Source organism: Pseudomonas sp. Colony2 (genome assembly GCF_019382755.1).
Taxonomy (GTDB): Bacteria; Pseudomonadota; Gammaproteobacteria; order Pseudomonadales; family Pseudomonadaceae; genus Aquipseudomonas.
The window spans coordinates 5,623,315-5,640,173 of record NZ_CP080030.1 but is presented as its reverse complement, the minus strand read 5'-3'; the positions used below and the strand labels follow the sequence as shown (position 1 = coordinate 5,640,173).

17 protein-coding genes are annotated in these 16,859 nt (G+C 60.5%); 12 read left to right on the top strand and 5 right to left on the bottom strand.

The genetic code is table 11. From position 1 onward, the window contains the following. Positions 1-54 precede the first annotated feature (54 nt). The 4 genes from JV201_RS22660 to JV201_RS22645 form a co-directional block, all read right to left on the bottom strand. Positions 55-252 carry a hypothetical protein gene (locus JV201_RS22660; RefSeq protein WP_003212995.1) on the bottom strand — a complete coding sequence of 66 codons (198 nt, stop codon included), beginning with the start codon at positions 250-252 and terminating at the stop codon, positions 55-57. A gap of 158 nt (positions 253-410) precedes the next feature. Further along, complete coding sequence (locus JV201_RS22655) at positions 411-1,007, bottom strand: superoxide dismutase (protein ID WP_003212997.1); 597 nt, start codon at positions 1,005-1,007, stop codon at positions 411-413. Positions 1,008-1,182: 175 nt separating this feature from the next. Beyond that, the gene (locus JV201_RS22650) at positions 1,183-1,785 is read right to left on the bottom strand and encodes a LysE/ArgO family amino acid transporter (RefSeq protein WP_003212999.1); all 603 of its coding nucleotides are present in this window, start codon (positions 1,783-1,785) and stop codon (positions 1,183-1,185) included. Between the two features lie 5 nt (positions 1,786-1,790). Further along, positions 1,791-2,192, bottom strand: coding sequence for an ACT domain-containing protein (locus JV201_RS22645; RefSeq protein ID WP_003213000.1), 402 nt, complete (start codon positions 2,190-2,192; stop codon positions 1,791-1,793). Between the two features lie 98 nt (positions 2,193-2,290). On the opposite strand from JV201_RS22645, the gene JV201_RS22640 reads away from it, so the two are divergent. The 10 genes from JV201_RS22640 (at position 2,291) to JV201_RS22595 (ending at position 13,464) form a co-directional block, all read left to right on the top strand. Further along, the gene (locus tag JV201_RS22640; protein WP_219406069.1) at positions 2,291-3,184 is read left to right on the top strand and encodes a LysR family transcriptional regulator ArgP; all 894 of its coding nucleotides are present in this window, start codon (positions 2,291-2,293) and stop codon (positions 3,182-3,184) included. A gap of 52 nt (positions 3,185-3,236) precedes the next feature. Further along, a complete protein-coding gene (locus JV201_RS22635) occupies positions 3,237-4,235 on the top strand; it encodes an NAD(P)-dependent oxidoreductase (RefSeq protein WP_219406068.1) in 999 nt (332 codons plus the stop codon). A gap of 118 nt (positions 4,236-4,353) precedes the next feature. Further along, complete coding sequence (locus JV201_RS22630) at positions 4,354-5,181, top strand: hypothetical protein (protein ID WP_003213005.1); 828 nt, start codon at positions 4,354-4,356, stop codon at positions 5,179-5,181. Between the two features lie 156 nt (positions 5,182-5,337). Beyond that, a complete protein-coding gene (locus tag JV201_RS22625; protein WP_219406067.1) occupies positions 5,338-6,597 on the top strand; it encodes an AGE family epimerase/isomerase in 1,260 nt (419 codons plus the stop codon). A gap of 106 nt (positions 6,598-6,703) precedes the next feature. Then, a complete protein-coding gene (locus JV201_RS22620; RefSeq protein WP_219406066.1) occupies positions 6,704-7,990 on the top strand; it encodes an ABC transporter substrate-binding protein in 1,287 nt (428 codons plus the stop codon). Positions 7,991-8,078: 88 nt separating this feature from the next. Then, a complete protein-coding gene (locus JV201_RS22615; protein ID WP_003213011.1) occupies positions 8,079-8,987 on the top strand; it encodes a carbohydrate ABC transporter permease in 909 nt (302 codons plus the stop codon). After that, positions 8,980-9,825 carry a carbohydrate ABC transporter permease gene (locus JV201_RS22610; protein WP_003213012.1) on the top strand — a complete coding sequence of 282 codons (846 nt, stop codon included), beginning with the start codon at positions 8,980-8,982 and terminating at the stop codon, positions 9,823-9,825. The genes JV201_RS22615 and JV201_RS22610 overlap by 8 nt, the downstream gene beginning before the upstream one ends. A 2-nt stretch (positions 9,826-9,827) precedes the next feature. Beyond that, complete coding sequence (locus JV201_RS22605) at positions 9,828-10,988, top strand: ABC transporter ATP-binding protein (protein ID WP_017475738.1); 1,161 nt, start codon at positions 9,828-9,830, stop codon at positions 10,986-10,988. Positions 10,989-11,093: 105 nt separating this feature from the next. Next, the gene (locus tag JV201_RS22600) at positions 11,094-12,440 is read left to right on the top strand and encodes a carbohydrate porin (RefSeq protein ID WP_134327217.1); all 1,347 of its coding nucleotides are present in this window, start codon (positions 11,094-11,096) and stop codon (positions 12,438-12,440) included. Between the two features lie 178 nt (positions 12,441-12,618). Further along, a complete protein-coding gene (locus tag JV201_RS22595; RefSeq protein ID WP_003213018.1) occupies positions 12,619-13,464 on the top strand; it encodes a D-hexose-6-phosphate mutarotase in 846 nt (281 codons plus the stop codon). A gap of 142 nt (positions 13,465-13,606) precedes the next feature. Here the strand turns inward: JV201_RS22595 and JV201_RS22590 are convergent, their stop codons facing one another. Beyond that, the gene (locus JV201_RS22590) at positions 13,607-14,467 is read right to left on the bottom strand and encodes a MurR/RpiR family transcriptional regulator (RefSeq protein ID WP_173406104.1); all 861 of its coding nucleotides are present in this window, start codon (positions 14,465-14,467) and stop codon (positions 13,607-13,609) included. A gap of 218 nt (positions 14,468-14,685) precedes the next feature. Between JV201_RS22590 and zwf the strand changes: the two genes are divergently transcribed. Further along, complete coding sequence (gene zwf / locus JV201_RS22585) at positions 14,686-16,152, top strand: glucose-6-phosphate dehydrogenase (RefSeq protein ID WP_003213023.1); 1,467 nt, start codon at positions 14,686-14,688, stop codon at positions 16,150-16,152. Next, positions 16,139-16,852 carry a 6-phosphogluconolactonase gene (gene pgl, locus JV201_RS22580; protein ID WP_087693179.1) on the top strand — a complete coding sequence of 238 codons (714 nt, stop codon included), beginning with the start codon at positions 16,139-16,141 and terminating at the stop codon, positions 16,850-16,852. The genes zwf and pgl overlap by 14 nt, the downstream gene beginning before the upstream one ends. The last annotated feature ends 7 nt before the right edge of the window (positions 16,853-16,859 follow it).

The window sequence follows — 16,859 nt, the reverse complement described above, 5'->3', positions numbered from 1 at the left end:
GACGAGCGCGGGTTTTTCAGGCCAGCGAAACAAACCGTCGAGCGTCAGCGCCCATCAGGTAAACGAAATTTTCGGCGGTTGTGGCTGGTCTTGCGCCTGAGGGTCGATTTGCCCCAAGGCCTGTCGAGCTATGTCCACGGTCTTATCAAGGATGCCCAAGCTTTTGTCCAGAACGTCCAGGCCCTTATCTGTCACGTTATCGAACACGTTAAGTGCTTGAGGGGCCATGCCGATCAAAGATGCTAGATCCATATCAAGTTCTCCTGCAGTCAATCAGAGGGACATTCCTCTTACATGCTGCGTGGCGAAATCCTTTTGATGAGTTCCAGCGTTTTCCTGGCATTTTTCCATTTGTAATCGCCCACAAAAAAGCCCGGCAATCGCCGGGCTCTTTCTACTACAAGCGGTACTTAAGCGGTGAAGGTCTTGCCTTCGAACTGCTCAGCCACGAACTTCCAGTTGACCAGGTTCCAGAACGCTTCCACATACTTTGGACGCACGTTGCGGTAGTCGATGTAGTAAGCGTGTTCCCAGACGTCGCAGGTCAGCAGCGGGGTGTCGCCGCTGGTCAGCGGGTTGCCGGCGCCGATGGTGCTGGCCAGTGCCAGGGAACCGTCAGCCTTTTTCACCAGCCAGCCCCAACCGGAACCGAAGGTGCCGACGGAAGTCTTGGTGAACTCTTCCTTGAACTTGTCGAACGAACCGAAGGCAGCGTTGATCGCCTCAGCCAGTGCGCCGGTAGGTTGGCCGCCAGCGTTTGGCGCCAGGCAGTTCCAGTAGAAAGTGTGGTTCCAGACCTGAGCGGCGTTGTTGAAGATGCCGCCCGAAGAAGACTTGACGATTTCTTCCAGGGTCTTGCCTTCGAACTCGGTGCCAGGCACCAGGTTGTTCAGGTTCACGACATAGGTGTTGTGGTGCTTGTCGTGGTGGTATTCCAAGGTTTCCTTGGAAATGTGCGGCTGCAGGGCATCGTGTGCGTAGGGCAGCGGCGGCAATTCGAAAGCCATGATGATTCTCCTAATCAGGTCAGTTGCGGTGAGCGCAAGGCCGATCACGGGCGGCCAAACAAGCGCCGGGGAGTTTGTACTCTTTGCGGCGCAGGGGCTGGATCATAGCACCGGGGGTGCGGCAAAACCACGCAACAACTGTGTGGGATAGAGGTTCCAGAGCGTTTTGGAATATCTACGCTGCGCTGATTAATTGATAGGCCACGCTGAACATCATGGCGGCTACCAGCAGGTCCAGAATCCGCCAGGTGGCGGGGCGCGCCAGCCACGGTGCCAGCCATGCGGCGCCCAGGGCCAGGGTCATGAACCACAGGAATGAAGCGCTGGCGGCGCCGGCCACGTAGGCGCCCGGTTCGGTTTGCTGGGCGCCGAGGGAGCCGATCAGCAAGACGGTGTCCAGGTACACGTGGGGGTTGAGCAACGTCACTGCCAGGGCGCTGAGCATCACCGCCTTCAACGAGCGTACCTTGAGGTTCTCGCCCTCGCCCAGGCTCTGCTTCGAGCAGGCCCGGCGCAGGGCGAGGGTACCGTACCAGAGCAGGAACGCCGCGCCACCCCAGCGGGCAATCGCCAGCAATACCGGGTTATGCGCCAGCACGGTGGCCAGGCCGAATACGCCGGCGGCCACCAGGATCGCGTCGCACACCACGCACAGTGCCGCCACCGGCAGGTGATGTTCGCGCCGCAGGCTCTGCGCCAGCACAAACGCGTTCTGGGTGCCGATCGCCATGATCAAACCAAAGGCCACCAACAGGCCGTTCATATAGCTTTGCCACATAGGATTTACTCCGCGCCCGCCGCCAATTGCCGCAACACCGTCATGGCGCGCTCGGCATCGGCGCGCCCGACAAACAGGTGATCGTGGTAGTAGCCGGCAATCACGTTGCAACTGATCCCGGCCTGGCCCAGAGCCGTGGCGAACGCGGCGGTCAGGCCGACCGCTTCCAGGGCCGAATGCACGTTGAGGGTGATCCACGCAGCCACATAGTCGAAGGCCAGTCCGGCGCGCTCGGCCTGCTGGCGCTCGACGATCAACGTCAGGCCTTCCTGCTCGCGGAAGCTGCCGATCACCTCGCAACCTTCGGGGATTCGGCTGTCGGCCAGGGTGCAGAACACGTAGTCGCCGTCATTGAGCTGTGGGCTCATGCTGCGCAGCAGGGTTGCCAGGGCGGTTTCGCCAGCCATGTGGAGGTCCTTGAATAAGAAGAAGCGATGCTGGCTATTCTCCCGTCCAAGGCTGTATAAGAAAAACCAATATTGCTGATCGCTCATTAGGAAAACTGATGTTCGACTATAAATTGCTTTCCGCCCTGGCGGCGGTGGTGGAACAGGCCGGCTTCGAGCGGGGCGCGCAGGTACTGGGAATTTCCCAATCGGCGATTTCCCAGCGCATCAAGCTGTTGGAGGCGCGAATCGGCCAGCCGGTGCTGGTACGTGCCACGCCGCCGACGCCCACCGAGATCGGCCGCCGCCTGCTCAACCACGTGCAACAGGTACGATTGCTGGAGCGCGACCTGCAAAGCCAGGTGCCCGCGCTGGATGAAGAGGGCATGCCCGAGCGCCTGCGCATCGCCTTGAATGCCGACAGCCTGGCCACGTGGTGGGCCGAGGCGGTGAGCGACTTCTGCGCCAAGCAGCATTTGCTGTTGGACCTGGTGGTAGAAGACCAGACCGTCGGCCTCAAGCGCATGCGCGCCGGCGAAGTGGCAGCCTGTATTTGCGCCAGCGAACGCCCGGTGGCCGGCGCCCGCAGCCTGTTGCTCGGCGCGATGCGGTATCGGGCGCTGGCCAGCCCGGCGTTTGTCGCTCGGCACTTTCCCGAGGGCGTGCGGGCCGATCAACTGGCCCGCACGCCGGCGCTGGTGTTCGGCCCGGATGATTTCCTGCAGCATCGCTACCTGGCGTCCCTGGGCGTCGACGGTGGTTTCGAACACCATCTATGCCCCTCGTCCGAAGGTTTTATTCGCCTGACGGAAGCCGGATTGGGCTGGGGCCTGGTGCCCGAACTGCAGGTGCGCGACCAGCTGGAAAAGGGCGTGTTGGTGGAGTTATTGCCAGATAAGCCGATCGATGTGCCGCTGTACTGGCATCATTGGCGCAGTGGTGGACAATTGCTGGGCCTGCTGACGGATCATCTGGCACACACAACGGGGCAATGGTTGGTGCCGTTGGCGTGATGGCCAGCGTCAAGGCAACAGCGATGAAAAACGAAAGAATGCGGAGTAAGTCATGAAAATTCTGGTCACCGGCGCAAGCGGCTTCATTGGCGGGCGCTTTGCGCGTTTCGCCCTGGAGCAGGGCCTGGACGTGCGGGTCAACGGGCGGCGGGCCGAAGGTGTGGAGCACGTGGTACGGCGCGGCGCCGAGTTTATCCAGGGTGATTTGAATGATCCGGACCTGGTGCGCGAGCTGTGCCGCGACGTCGAGGCCGTGGTGCATTGCGCCGGGGCCGTTGGGCTGTGGGGGCGTTATCAGGACTTCCACCAGGGCAATGTGCTGGTTACCGAAAACGTGGTGGAGGCCTGCCTCAAGCAGCGGGTCGGGCGCCTCGTACACCTGTCTTCGCCGTCGATCTACTTCGACGGCCGTGACCACCTGGGCTTGACCGAAGAACAAGTGCCCAAGCGTTTCAAGCATCCGTATGCAGCCACCAAATACCTGGCGGAGCAAAAGGTGTTTGGCGCCCAGGAGTTTGGCCTCGAAGTGCTGGCCCTGCGCCCGCGCTTTGTCACGGGGGCCGGCGACATGAGCATCTTCCCGCGCCTGTTGAAGATGCAGCGCAAGAACCGCCTGGCGATTGTCGGCGATGGCCTGAACAAGGTCGATTTCACCAGCGTGCACAACCTCAATGAAGCCCTGCTCAGCAGTTTGCTGGCGACGGGCTCGGCGTTGGGCAAGGTCTACAACATCAGCAACGGTGCCCCGGTGCCGGTGTGGGATGTGGTGAACTACGTGATGCGACAGATGGACATGCCTCAGGTCACCCGTTATCGGTCCTACGGCTTGTCTTACAGCGTTGCGGCGCTCAATGAAGCCTTCTGTGCCATGTGGCCAGGGCGCCCGGAACCGTCTTTGTCACGGCTGGGCATGCAGGTGATGAACAAAGATTTCACCCTCGACATCACCCGCGCACGGCATTATCTCGACTACCAGCCCAAGGTCAGCCTGTGGGCGGCCCTCGACGAGTTCTGTAGCTGGTGGAAGGCCCAGGACGTGGGACTTAAATAACCGGCAACACACCGGGAACCGAATTTGCGAACCCGGGTCGATCAGTGCGGCAGGTCGGGGGTTTATACTCCGACGCTTGGCTATCCATATGCCACCTCAAAGGATTTAAGGTTGATTCATGCGTAACGATGCTAACGACGACTTCGACAACGTTCCCAGCCTGCGGGCCGACACCTCGGACGACGATGATTTCGAGCCCACGCCGGCTACCTCCGTGCGCTCCCGGCCTGCGCCGGTTGTCAAGGTCAAGAGCGCCAGTACCGGGCCGCTGTGGGCATTGGTCGGTGCGCTGCTGTTCGCCTTCGCCGGCCTTGCCTGGTGGAGCTTCCAGCAGATTTCCCTGATGGGCCAGCAACTGGTGGCGACCCAGGAAAGCTTCGCGCGCATCAGCGAGGAAGCGGCGGGGCGCCTGCAGGATATTTCCGGCAAGGTGGTGGCCAGCGAAGCCAATGTGAATAATGGCAGCGAGGCCCTGAAACTGCAGATCAAGCAGCTGGAGACCCAGTTGCTGGAACAGGGCAAGCAGCAGATGGGCGTGGCCGGCCAGGCAACGGACCTGGACAAGCGCCTGGAGCAGATGACCGCCAGCACGACCCAACTGTCCAGTGCCAACGCGCAATTGCAGGGCCAGGTCCAGGCGCTGACGGAGGCGGTGGCTACCCTCAAGTCCCGGGACGCCGAGTTCAAGGACCTCTCCGCCGACGTCGCAGCCCTGAAAAAACAGGGCAACCCCACGGCCGCCATCGCCCGCCTGGAGCAGGACCTTGTGGTCCTCAAGAGCGAACTGGACAACCGCGCCGCGGCTTCCGACGGTCCGTCCACCAAGGAGTTCGACGTGTTCCGCATCCAGACCACGCGTAACGTCACTGCCTTGCAAAGCCAGGTGCAGAACCTGCAGCAGCAGATCAACCAGCCGGCCCGGATCACCCCTCTCGGGCAGCAGTGATGTGAGGTGCTGCAGGCGTCACTACACATGACGCCTGCAGGCCATAGCACAATCAATGTCACCAATCGGTGACATTTCCCGTCCCCTTCGTTACTTGCCCTCGCGCCGCCCTTGTTTAGACTCCCGTCATCCCGCACATAATAAAAAGGGCTAATCATGACCACGCAACCACTGCCTGCCAGTAGTTGGCTGAACGCACCTGCCCATCACGCCTGGCTTGCCACTGAAGGCCAGCGCCTGCTGTCATTCGCCAAGGCTTCCAGGCTGCCTGACGGCTTCGGCAACCTCGACGATCAAGGCGTCCTGCCGCCCGATGCCGTCGCCGAAACCATGAACACCGCCCGTATGACCCACAGCTTTGCCATGGCCCATGGCCTGGGCCTGCCAGGTTATGCCGACCTGGTGGAACACGGCGTCATGGCCCTCAGCGGCCCGCTGCGCGATGCCCGGCACGGCGGTTGGTTCGCCACGCCCGACGCCCGCGACGGCAACACCGGCAAGGCCGCCTACCTGCACGCCTTTGTCGCCCTGGCCGCCAGCTCCGCAGTAGTGGCCGGCGCTCCCGGCGCGCAAACCTTGCTCAACGACGCGATCCACATCATCGACCAGTACTTCTGGAACGAAGAGGAGGGCGCGATGCTCGAGTCCTTTTCCCAGGACTGGAGCGGGGTAGAAGCCTATCGCGGCGCCAACAGCAACATGCACGCCACCGAAGCCTTCCTGGCCCTGGCCGATGTCACCGGTGAAACCCGCTGGCTGGACCGGGCACTGCGCATCGTCGAGCGGATTATTCATACCCATGCGGCGCAAAACCGGGACATGGTGATCGAGCATTTCGACAGCCATTGGCAACCCCTGCGTGGTTACAACGAAGACAACCCGGCCGATGGTTTTCGCCCCTACGGCATCACCCCCGGCCACGGCTTCGAATGGGCGCGACTGGTGTTGCACCTTGAGGCTGCGCGCCTGGATGCCGGGCTCGTCACCCCTGAGTGGCTAGTGACCGACGCCAAGGGCCTGTTCGCCAGCGCCTGTGAATACGCCTGGGCCGTCGACGGCGCCCCCGGCATTGTCTACACCCTCGACTGGAGCCAGCGCCCCGTGGTGCGCGAGCGCCTGCACTGGACCCATTGCGAAGCCAGTGCCGCTGCCCAGGCGCTGCTCAAACGCACGGGGGAGCTGCATTACGAAACCTGGTACCGGCGCTTCTGGGAGTTCTGTGAAACCCGTTTCATTGACCGCACCCACGGCAGCTGGCACCACGAACTGAGCCCGAAAAACCAGCCCAGCGCGAAAATCTGGGGTGGCAAACCGGACCTCTACCACGCCTGGCAGTCTGTCTTGCTGCCGGGTCTACCCTTGTCACCGAGCATGGCCAGTGCCGTGGCCACCGGGCGCTATGTCACCAAGTGGTGACATTTTGGCGTCCCTTTGTTACCTGCACCTGAAAAATCCCTGTTTAAACTCGTTTGCAGCGCAAGCACCGACTTGCATGCATAACAACAAGAAAAAAGGTACTCAGATGAAAGCGATCAGTCGCCTCGCCGTAGCTATTTCCGTTGCCTCGTTGTTTCCCCTCAGTGCTTTTGCCGCCGACTCGAAAGGGACGGTTGAAGTTGTGCATTGGTGGACCTCGGGTGGCGAGAAAGCGGCAGTAGATGTCCTGAAGGCCCAAGTTGAAAAAGACGGTTTCACCTGGAAAGACGGTGCCGTCGCCGGCGGTGGCGGTTCCACTGCCATGACCGTACTGAAAAGCCGCGCCGTTGCTGGCAACCCGCCAGGCATGGCCCAGATCAAAGGCCCCGACATCCAGGAATGGGCGTCCACCGGGCTGCTCGACACCGACGTCCTGAAGGAACCCGCCAAAGAAGAGAAGTGGGACAGCCTGCTGGACAAGAAAGTCTCCGATACCGTGAAGTACGAAGGTAACTACGTGGCCGTGCCGGTGAACATTCACCGCGTGAACTGGCTGTGGATCAACCCGGAAGTGTTCAAGAAAGCCGGTATCGCNAAACCCCCTACCACCCTCGAAGAATTCTACGCAGCGGGCGACAAGCTCAAGGCCGCGGGCTTCATTCCGCTCGCCCACGGTGGCCAGCCTTGGCAGGACAGCACGGTATTCGAAGCGGTCGTGCTCTCGGTCATGGGGGCTGACGGTTACAAGAAAGCCCTGGTGGACCTCGACGAAAAAGCCCTGACCGGCCCTGAAATGATCAAGTCCCTGACCGAGCTGAAGAAAGTCGCGACCTACATGGACGCCGACGGCAAAGGCCAGGACTGGAACCTGGAAGCCGCCAAGGTCATCAACGGCAAGGCCGGCATGCAGATCATGGGTGACTGGGCCAAGAGTGAATGGACCGCCGCCAAGAAAGTCGCCGGCAAAGACTACGAGTGCGTAGCCTTCCCGGGCACCGACAAGGCCTTCACCTACAACATCGACTCCCTCGCAGCCTTCAAGCAGAAAGACAAAGGCACTGCTGCCGGTCAGCAGGACATCGCCAAGGTCGTGCTGAGCGAAAACTTTCAGAAAGTCTTCAGCATCAACAAGGGCTCGATCCCGGTTCGTATCGACATGTTGCAAGACATGGGCAAATACGGCTTCGACTCCTGCGCCCAGACTGCTGCCAAGGACTTCCTGGCGGATGCCAAGACTGGCGGCCTGCAACCAAGCATGGCCCACAACATGGCAACCACGCTGGCGGTACAAGGCGCGTTCTTTGATGTCGTGACCAACTACATCAATGACCCGAAAGCTGACCCTGCCGATACCGCGAAGAAACTCGCGGCAGCGATCAAGTCGGCCAAGTAACGGTTAGTACCGAATGGCCTTGTGGGGGGACCCCTAACCCCCACAAGGCATGTTCCTGTAGTCCTTTTTCCCTGTACTGGATTTTCCCATGAGTTCTGTTGCTGTGTTCAGCAAAGCCTCGCCGTTCGATGCACTGCAGCGCTGGCTACCCAAACTGGTGCTGGCGCCGAGCATGTTCATCGTTCTGGTGGGCTTCTATGGCTACATCCTGTGGACGTTCGTGCTGTCGTTCACTAACTCGACTTTCCTGCCGACCTACAAGTTCGTAGGCCTGGCGCAATACGTGCGCTTGTTCGACAACGACCGCTGGTGGGTCGCGAGCAAGAACCTCGCGGTATTCGGTGGCATGTTCATCGGCATCACCCTGGTGATCGGCGTGACCCTGGCGATTTTCCTCGACCAGAAAATCCGTCGCGAAGGTTTTATCCGCACCATTTACCTGTACCCGATGGCGCTCTCGATGATCGTCACCGGTACCGCCTGGAAATGGCTGCTCAACCCAGGCATGGGCCTGGACAAACTGCTGCGTGACTGGGGCTGGGAAGGCTTTCGCCTGGACTGGCTGATCGACCCGGACCGTGTGGTGTATTGCCTGGTGATCGCTGCTGTGTGGCAAGCCTCGGGCTTCATCATGGCGATGTTCCTCGCCGGCCTGCGCGGTGTTGATCAATCGATCATCCGTGCGGCGCAGATCGACGGCGCGAGCATGCCGCGCATCTACTGGAAAGTGGTGCTGCCAAGCCTGCGCCCGGTGTTCTTCAGTGCGGTAATGATCCTGGCGCACATCGCGATCAAGAGCTTCGACCTGGTGGCGGCCATGACGGCGGGTGGTCCGGGTTACTCCTCCGACCTGCCGGCGATGTTCATGTACTCCTTCACCTTCAGCCGCGGCCAGATGGGCATGGGTTCGGCCAGTGCGATTCTGATGCTCGGTGCGATTCTCGCAATCATCGTGCCTTACCTGTACTCCGAGCTAAGGACCAAGCGTAATGACTAGTCTTGCTGGCAAACCTGCCATCAGCCTGAGCCGCGTCGCGATCTACGCGGTGCTGATTCTCGCTGTCCTGCTGTACCTGGTGCCGTTGGTGGTCATGTTGCTCACCAGCTTCAAGACCCCGGAAGACATCAGCACCGGCAACCTGCTGAGCTGGCCCACCGTGATCACCGGCATCGGCTGGGTGAAAGCCTGGGCCACGGTTGACGGCTACTTCTGGAACTCGATCAAGATCACCGTTCCGGCGGTACTGATCTCCACCGCCATCGGTGCGTTGAACGGCTACGTGCTGTCGATGTGGCGCTTCCGTGGTTCGCAGTTGTTCTTCGGCCTGTTGCTGTTCGGCTGCTTCCTGCCGTTCCAGACCGTGCTGCTGCCAGCTTCGTTCACCCTCGGCAAGATGGGCCTGGCCAGTACCACCACGGGCCTGGTGTTCGTGCACATCGTCTACGGACTGGCGTTTACTACACTGTTCTTCCGTAACTACTACGTCAGCATTCCCGATGCACTGGTGAAGGCGGCTCGCCTGGATGGCGCGGGGTTCTTCACGATCTTCCGCCTGATCATCCTGCCGATGTCGACACCCATCATCATGGTGTGCCTGATCTGGCAGTTCACGCAGATCTGGAACGACTTCCTGTTCGGCGTGGTGTTCTCCAGCGGTGATTCGCAGCCCATCACGGTGGCGCTGAACAACCTGGTCAACACCAGTACCGGGGTCAAGGAATATAACGTTGATATGGCGGCGGCGATGATCGCCGGGCTGCCGACCCTGCTGGTCTATGTGGTCGCAGGCAAGTATTTCGTGCGCGGCCTGACGGCCGGCGCGGTCAAGGGGTAATCATGGCAACGCTCGAACTTCGTAACGTAAACAAGACCTACGGTACCGGTCTGCCGGACACCCTGAAGAACATCGAACTGTCGATCAAGGAAGGTGAGTTCCTGATCCTGGTCGGCCCTTCGGGTTGCGGCAAATCGACCTTGATGAATTGCATTGCCGGCCTGGAAAACATCACCGGTGGCGCGATCATGATCGGCGACCAGGACGTCAGCGGCATGAGCCCCAAGGATCGTGACATCGCCATGGTGTTCCAGTCCTACGCGCTGTACCCGACCATGAGCGTGCGCGAGAACATCGAATTCGGCCTGAAGATTCGCAAGATGCCCCAGGCAGCGATCGATGAAGAAGTGGCACGAGTGGCCAAGCTGCTGCAGATCGAGCACCTGCTCAATCGCAAGCCGGGCCAGCTCTCCGGTGGCCAGCAACAACGCGTGGCCATGGGACGTGCACTGGCGCGTCGCCCGAAGATCTACCTGTTCGACGAACCGCTGTCCAACCTCGACGCCAAGCTGCGGGTCGAGATGCGTACCGAAATGAAACTGATGCACCAGCGTCTGAAAACCACCACCGTCTACGTCACCCACGATCAGATCGAAGCGATGACCCTGGGCGACAAAGTGGCGGTCATGAAGGACGGCATCATCCAGCAGTTCGGCACGCCGAAAGAGATCTACAACGACCCGGCCAATCTGTTCGTGGCGAGCTTCATCGGTTCGCCGCCGATGAACTTCATTCCACTGCGCCTGCAACGCAAGGACGGCCGCCTGGTGGCGCTGCTGGACAGCGGCCAGGCCCGCTGTGAATTGCCGTTGAACATGAACGATGCCGGTCTTGAAGACCGCGAAGTGATCCTGGGCCTGCGCCCGGAGCAGATCGTGCTGGCCGCCGCCGAAGCCACCGGCGCGCCGACCATTCGGGCCGAGGTGCAAGTCACCGAGCCGACCGGTCCGGACACCCTGGTGTTCGTGCAAATCAATGACACCAAGGTCTGCTGCCGCCTGGCGCCCGATGTGGCGCCGCAAGTGGGCGAGACCCTGACCTTGCAGTTCGACCCGGCCAAAGTGTTGCTGTTCGACGCCAAGACCGGCGAGCGCCTGGGCACTGCCGCTTCGTTGCCTGCCCAGGACCGTGCCGACAACGTCGCTCAATTCAAGGGACGCTGAAGTTTCAAATGATGTGTAGGGGCTTTTGTGAGAGTCCTGCTCTCACAAAGAAGTAAACCGCGTTAGATAAAAACAGTTAATAACAATAAAGACGAGGATGTAGGGATGAAAAAGCACCACAACAACACCCGGTTGTTCTGCCAACTGTCAGCAGCAGCAGCCCTGGTACTGTCCGCCAATGCGATGGCGGACGACGCGTTCAGCGCCGACTCCAAGTGGATGACCGGTGATTGGGGCGGCGAACGTACCAAACTGATCGAGCAAGGTATCGACATCAAGGCGGATTACGTCGGTGAAGTCGGTGGCAACCTTGGCGGCGGCTACAACAACGACAAGACTGCCCGTTACGCTGACCAGTTCGGTCTGGGCGTGGCACTGGACCTGCAAAAGCTGTGGGGCTGGGATAACACCCAGGCCAAGATCCAGTTGACCAATCGTAATGGTGCAAACATCTCCAACGACCGTATCGGTGACCCGCGTGCCGGCACCTTGAGTTCGTCTCAAGAAGTCGACGGCCGAGGCCACATGGTGCGTCTGACCCAGTTCTGGGTTCAGCACCAGATGTTCGACAACAAGCTGGACGTGAAGCTCGGTTACTTCGGTGAAGGCGAAGACTTCAACACCTTCCCGTGCGACTTCCAGAACCTGTCGTTCTGTGGCTCCCAGGTCGGTAACTATGTAAACACCTGGTACAACTGGCCAGTCGCCCAGGCGGCTATTCGCGTGAAGTACAACATCACGCCTGAACTGTATGCGCAAATCGGTGCATACAACCAGAACCCGTCGCAACTGGAGCACGGCAACGGCTTCAAGCTCAGCGGCAGCGGCACCAAGGGCACCGTGATTCCGGTGGAATTGGTCTGGTCGCCTAAGGTCAATGGCCTGCCGGGTGAATACCGTGTGGGTTACTACAAGAGCGCCGCGGACGCCAACGACGTACTTAAAGATGTCAATGGCAACGATGCAGCCACCACTGGGGCAGCCTACCGTGTGCGCAGCAGCAAAACCGGCTATTGGGGCGTCGTGCAACAGCAACTCACTACCCACAATGGCGACGCTTCCCGCGGCTTGAACATCGCGGCCAACGCCACCTTCCACGACAAAGACACCAACCTGGTCGACAACTACCAGTCGGTGATGCTTGTGTACAAAGGCCCATTCGACGCCCGTACCAAGGATGACGTGGGTATCGGTGTGTCCCGTATCCATGCCAACAGCGACGTGAAGAAAAACGCCGAGCTGTATAACGAGGCCAACGGTTTCACCGATTACAGCGAAGCGGGTTACGCACCGCTGCGCAACACCGAATACAACGTCGAACTGAACTACGGCATCCACGTCACCAACTGGCTGACCGTGCGTCCCAACCTGCAATACATCGCCAACCCAGGTGGTGTTAAGCAAGTCGACAACGCGGTGGTAGCGGGCCTGAAAATTCAGTCTACGTTCTAACGTTGTTGCGATAAGCTCCTTCTCTCTGTGCGCATTTTGCGGGTAGCCATGGCTATCCGCTTTTTTTTGTGTGGGAGCTGGCTTGCCTGCGATGCGAGCCCCGCGGTGTATCTGCCACACCGAGGCGATGCCATCGCAGGCAAGCCAGCGCCTGCAAAGATATTCAGGACCGTGGCACATGCATGAGCATCCGCTGCAACGCTTTTTCAAATCCCTGCGCGAGCGGCCGGTATTCGCCTGGGAACGCTTCCAGATGCGCGATGTGCTGGTGATTGATCACCCGCTCTGCCAGGCGGTGTTCAGTCGTCAGGGCGCGCAATTGCTGCACTTTCAGCCCACGGGCCAGAAGCCCTGGCTGTGGTGCGCGGCCAAGTGGCCGCAGGTCGGCGCCATCCGTGGCGGCGTGCCGGTGTGTTGGCCGTGGTATGGCCGCCATCCCAGCGAAAACGCCTGGCCGTCCCATGGTTGGGCACGGCTGATCGACTGGAAATTGCTGGACAGCAGCACCGACGACGACGGCGTGCGTTTGCACTGGCAATTGCAGCTATGCGACTGGCAGGTGGACCTGCATGCACACCTGGGGGAAACCCTGGAGCTGCGCCTGGCCACCGAGCACCAGGACGAGCTGCCGTGCCAATTGAGCCATGCTTTGCACGCTTATTGGCGGATTGGCAACGTTGGTGAGATAGCGCTGTCTGGGCTCGATGGCGCGCAGGGCTACGACCAGCTGAATCGCCAGGCGTGCCAGCAGGAAGGTGAGTTGCGTGTCGATGGTGGGTGTCAGCGGGTGTTCCAGCACGACGGTGAACTGCACCTCAAGGACCATGCCTGGCAGCGCGAATTGTGCATCGACACCGGCGAGAGTGCCGACACGGTGGTGTGGCACCCGGGGAGTCGACCGTTGCTGGGGGTGAGCTTCAACGAGGCTGCGGGGTTTGTGTGTGTGGAGTCGGCGATGGCTGCTGCGAGCCTGGCGCCGGGGGAGAGGGCGCATTTGAGTTTGCAGGCGAGGGCGGGGGCTTGATCCGGATGTTCCGGTGTTGCTGATGCCGCTTTCGCGAGCAAGCCCGCTCCCACATTAGACCGAGTTCCACTTTTGGAATGCAGTCGAATGTGGGAGCGGGCTTGCTCGCGAAGAGGCCGGCACATTCACAGTAGATTCGGGCCTAGTTGAATTCATCCCCAACCGGATACCGGCTGTCGTTCAAGCTCTCTTTGATCTTGCGCAAGTGCGGCTGGAAATCCACTCCGCGACGCAAGGTCATGCCCGTCGCCAGCACATCCAGCACCGTCAACTGAATGATCCGCGAGGTCATCGGCATGTAGATGTCGGTGTCTTCCGGCAACGGAATGTTCAGGCTCACCGTACTGGCCTTGGCCAGCGGCGAATTTTCGGCGGTCACGCCCAGCACCGAGGCGCCGTTTTCCCGCGCAATACGTGCTACTTCCACCAGTTCACGGGTACGCCCGGTGTAGGAAATGATCACGAACAACTCCCCGGTGTGGGCCACCGAGGCGATCATCCGCTGCATCAGCACATCGGCGTGGGCCGTGACCGACAGGTTGAAACGGAAAAACTTGTGCAGCGCGTCCATGGCCACCGGCGCCGAAGCACCCAGGCCGAAGAAGTGGATCTGCCGAGCCTGGATCAGCAGGTCGACGGCCTTGCTGATCAGGTTCGGGTCCAGGGCCTGGCAGGCGCTGTCGAGGGACGCGATGGCACTGCCGAAGATCTTCTGGGTGTAGGCCTCCGGGTTATCATCGGCCTCCACCGCGCGGCTGACATACGCCGCGCCACTGGCCAGGCTTTGCGCCAGCTGCAATTTAAGTTCAGGGTAACCACTCACGCCGAACGAGCGGCAGAAGCGGTTCACTGTAGGTTCGCTGACCGAAGCGGCCTGGGCGAGGGCGGCGATAGAGAAGCGGGTCGCCTGCTGCGGGTTGAGCAGGATGACCTCGGCGACTTTACGTTCAGCCTTGTTCAGTTCTTCGAGGCGTTTCTGGATCTGTTCCAGTAGATTTCGCACGCGGTCCATTCATGTTTCCTTAGGGCGACGATGCAAATAAGGGTCGTCAACCAATCGACGAGCGGCCCTTTGCGGTGGCCTATCCTACTGAGGGTAGTTGAACACCACCACTCGGAATACGTTTTTCGGGAAAATGTTGTGGTTATTACTACATTTTTCCTTGAGTGATGCCTTAAAAAAAGGTATTTGTAGCTTAACTTGATAAAAGAACAAACATCATGCCTTCGATAACCGTAGAACCCTGCACCTTTGCCCTGTTTGGCGCCTTGGGTGATCTGGCGCTGCGCAAGTTATTTCCTGCCCTCTATCAACTCGATGGTGCGGGCCTGCTGCACGAAGACACGCGCATCCTGGCCCTGGCCCGTGAGGCCGGTTCCGAGCAACAGCACCTGGCCCACATCGAAAAAGAATTGCGTGGTTACGTTGGCAAGGAACTGGACGAAACCGTCGCCCAGCGTTTCCTGGCCCGCCTGACGTACCTGCACGTCGACTTCCTGAAGGCCGATGACTACGTCGCCCTGGCAGAGAACGCCGGCACTGAACAACGCCTGATTGCCTACTTCGCCACCCCGGCGGCGGTGTATGGCGCGATCTGCGAGAACCTGTCCAAGGTCGGCCTGGCGGAAAATACCCGCGTGGTCCTGGAAAAACCCATCGGCTCGGACCTGGATTCCTCGCGCAAGGTCAATGACGCCGTGGCGCAGTTCTTCCCGGAAAACCGCACCTACCGCATCGACCACTACCTGGGCAAAGAGACCGTCCAGAACCTGATCGCCCTGCGTTTTGCCAACAGCCTGTTTGAAACCCAGTGGAACCAGAACTACATCTCCCACGTGGAAATCACCGTGGCCGAGCAAGTAGGCATCGAAGGTCGCTGGGGCTATTTCGACAAGGCCGGGCAGCTGCGGGACATGATCCAGAATCACTTGCTGCAGCTGCTGTGCCTGATCGCCATGGACCCGCCCGCCGACCTGTCTGCCGACAGTATTCGGGACGAGAAGGTCAAGGTGCTCAAGGCCCTGGCGCCCATCAGCCCGGACGGCCTGACCACCCAGGTGGTGCGTGGCCAATACATCGCCGGCTACAGCGCCGGCAAGCCGGTACCGGGTTACCTGGAAGAAGAGAACTCCAACACCCAGAGCGACACCGAGACCTTCGTCGCCCTGCGTGCCGATATCCGTAACTGGCGTTGGGCCGGGGTGCCGTTCTACCTGCGTACCGGCAAGCGCATGCCGCAAAAACTGTCGCAGATCGTCATCCACTTCAAGGAACCGTCCCACTACATCTTCGCCCCCGAGCAGCGCTTGCAGATCAGCAACAAACTGATCATCCGCCTGCAACCGGACGAAGGGATTTCCTTGCGCGTGATGACCAAGGAGCAGGGCCTGGACAAGGGCATGCAACTGCGCAGCGGCCCGCTGCAACTGAATTTTTCCGACACCTATCGCAGCGCACGGATTCCCGATGCCTACGAGCGGCTGTTGCTGGAAGTAATGCGTGGCAACCAGAACCTGTTTGTGCGCAAAGATGAAATCGAAGCTGCGTGGAAGTGGTGTGACCAGTTGATCGCCGGATGGAAAAAATCCGGTGATGCGCCCAAGCCGTACGCGGCGGGGTCCTGGGGGCCAATGAGCTCGATTGCACTGATCACGCGGGACGGGAGGTCTTGGTATGGCGATATCTGATTTGAAACTGCCTCAGGGCGTGACTGCCCATGAGTACCGCAACCCGGTGCTGCTGGCGGATGGCTTGGCCAATGACGTGGCCGAACAACTGCGCGCGGCCATCAGTGCCCGTGGCGAAGCGACCCTGGTGGTGTCCGGCGGCCGCAGCCCGGTGGCGTTCTTCCAGAACCTCGCCAAGCAAGGCCTGGACTGGTCCAAGGTGACCATCACCCTGGCCGACGAGCGCTGGGTGCCGGTGGAACATGCCGACAGCAATGCCGGCCTGTTGAAGAAGTATTTGCTGCAGGGCCCGGCGGCCAAGGCCAAGTTCCTGAGCCTGTACAGCGTCGCCGCCACCCTTGACGACGCTGCCGAGCAGGCCGATCGCCTGCTGGCCGAGTTGCCGACGATTGATGTGCTGGTACTGGGCATGGGCGACGACGGCCACACCGCGTCGCTGTTCCCCAACAGCCCGAACCTGGCTGAAGCGTTGAAGCCGGACGGCAGCCGTCGTTGCTGGCCGATGCTGGCGCCGACCGTGCCGCACCAGCGCCTGACCATGAGTCGCGCGCTGCTGGCCACCGCCCACTACACCGTGCTGTCGATTTCCGGCAGCTCGAAATTGACCACCTTGAGCGCCGCGCTGGCCAGTGACGACGTTGCTGCCATGCCGATACGCGCGTTTTTGCAACCTACTCTAGAGATTTACTGGTGCCCATGAGCCAAGG

Excerpts from the sequence above, each read along its gene's own strand:
- JV201_RS22660 (WP_003212995.1), bottom strand. The coding sequence starts at position 252 with ATGGATCTAGCATCTTTGATCGGCATGGCCCCTCAAGCACTTAACGTG.
- JV201_RS22655 (WP_003212997.1), bottom strand. The coding sequence starts at position 1,007 with ATGGCTTTCGAATTGCCGCCGCTGCCCTACGCACACGATGCCCTGCAG.
- JV201_RS22650 (WP_003212999.1), bottom strand. The coding sequence starts at position 1,785 with ATGTGGCAAAGCTATATGAACGGCCTGTTGGTGGCCTTTGGTTTGATC.
- JV201_RS22645 (WP_003213000.1), bottom strand. The coding sequence starts at position 2,192 with ATGGCTGGCGAAACCGCCCTGGCAACCCTGCTGCGCAGCATGAGCCCA.
- JV201_RS22640 (WP_219406069.1), top strand. The coding sequence starts at position 2,291 with ATGTTCGACTATAAATTGCTTTCCGCCCTGGCGGCGGTGGTGGAACAG.
- JV201_RS22635 (WP_219406068.1), top strand. The coding sequence starts at position 3,237 with ATGAAAATTCTGGTCACCGGCGCAAGCGGCTTCATTGGCGGGCGCTTT.
- JV201_RS22630 (WP_003213005.1), top strand. The coding sequence starts at position 4,354 with ATGCGTAACGATGCTAACGACGACTTCGACAACGTTCCCAGCCTGCGG.
- JV201_RS22625 (WP_219406067.1), top strand. The coding sequence starts at position 5,338 with ATGACCACGCAACCACTGCCTGCCAGTAGTTGGCTGAACGCACCTGCC.
- JV201_RS22615 (WP_003213011.1), top strand. The coding sequence starts at position 8,079 with ATGAGTTCTGTTGCTGTGTTCAGCAAAGCCTCGCCGTTCGATGCACTG.
- JV201_RS22610 (WP_003213012.1), top strand. The coding sequence starts at position 8,980 with ATGACTAGTCTTGCTGGCAAACCTGCCATCAGCCTGAGCCGCGTCGCG.
- JV201_RS22605 (WP_017475738.1), top strand. The coding sequence starts at position 9,828 with ATGGCAACGCTCGAACTTCGTAACGTAAACAAGACCTACGGTACCGGT.
- JV201_RS22600 (WP_134327217.1), top strand. The coding sequence starts at position 11,094 with ATGAAAAAGCACCACAACAACACCCGGTTGTTCTGCCAACTGTCAGCA.
- JV201_RS22595 (WP_003213018.1), top strand. The coding sequence starts at position 12,619 with ATGCATGAGCATCCGCTGCAACGCTTTTTCAAATCCCTGCGCGAGCGG.
- zwf (WP_003213023.1), top strand. The coding sequence starts at position 14,686 with ATGCCTTCGATAACCGTAGAACCCTGCACCTTTGCCCTGTTTGGCGCC.
- pgl (WP_087693179.1), top strand. The coding sequence starts at position 16,139 with ATGGCGATATCTGATTTGAAACTGCCTCAGGGCGTGACTGCCCATGAG.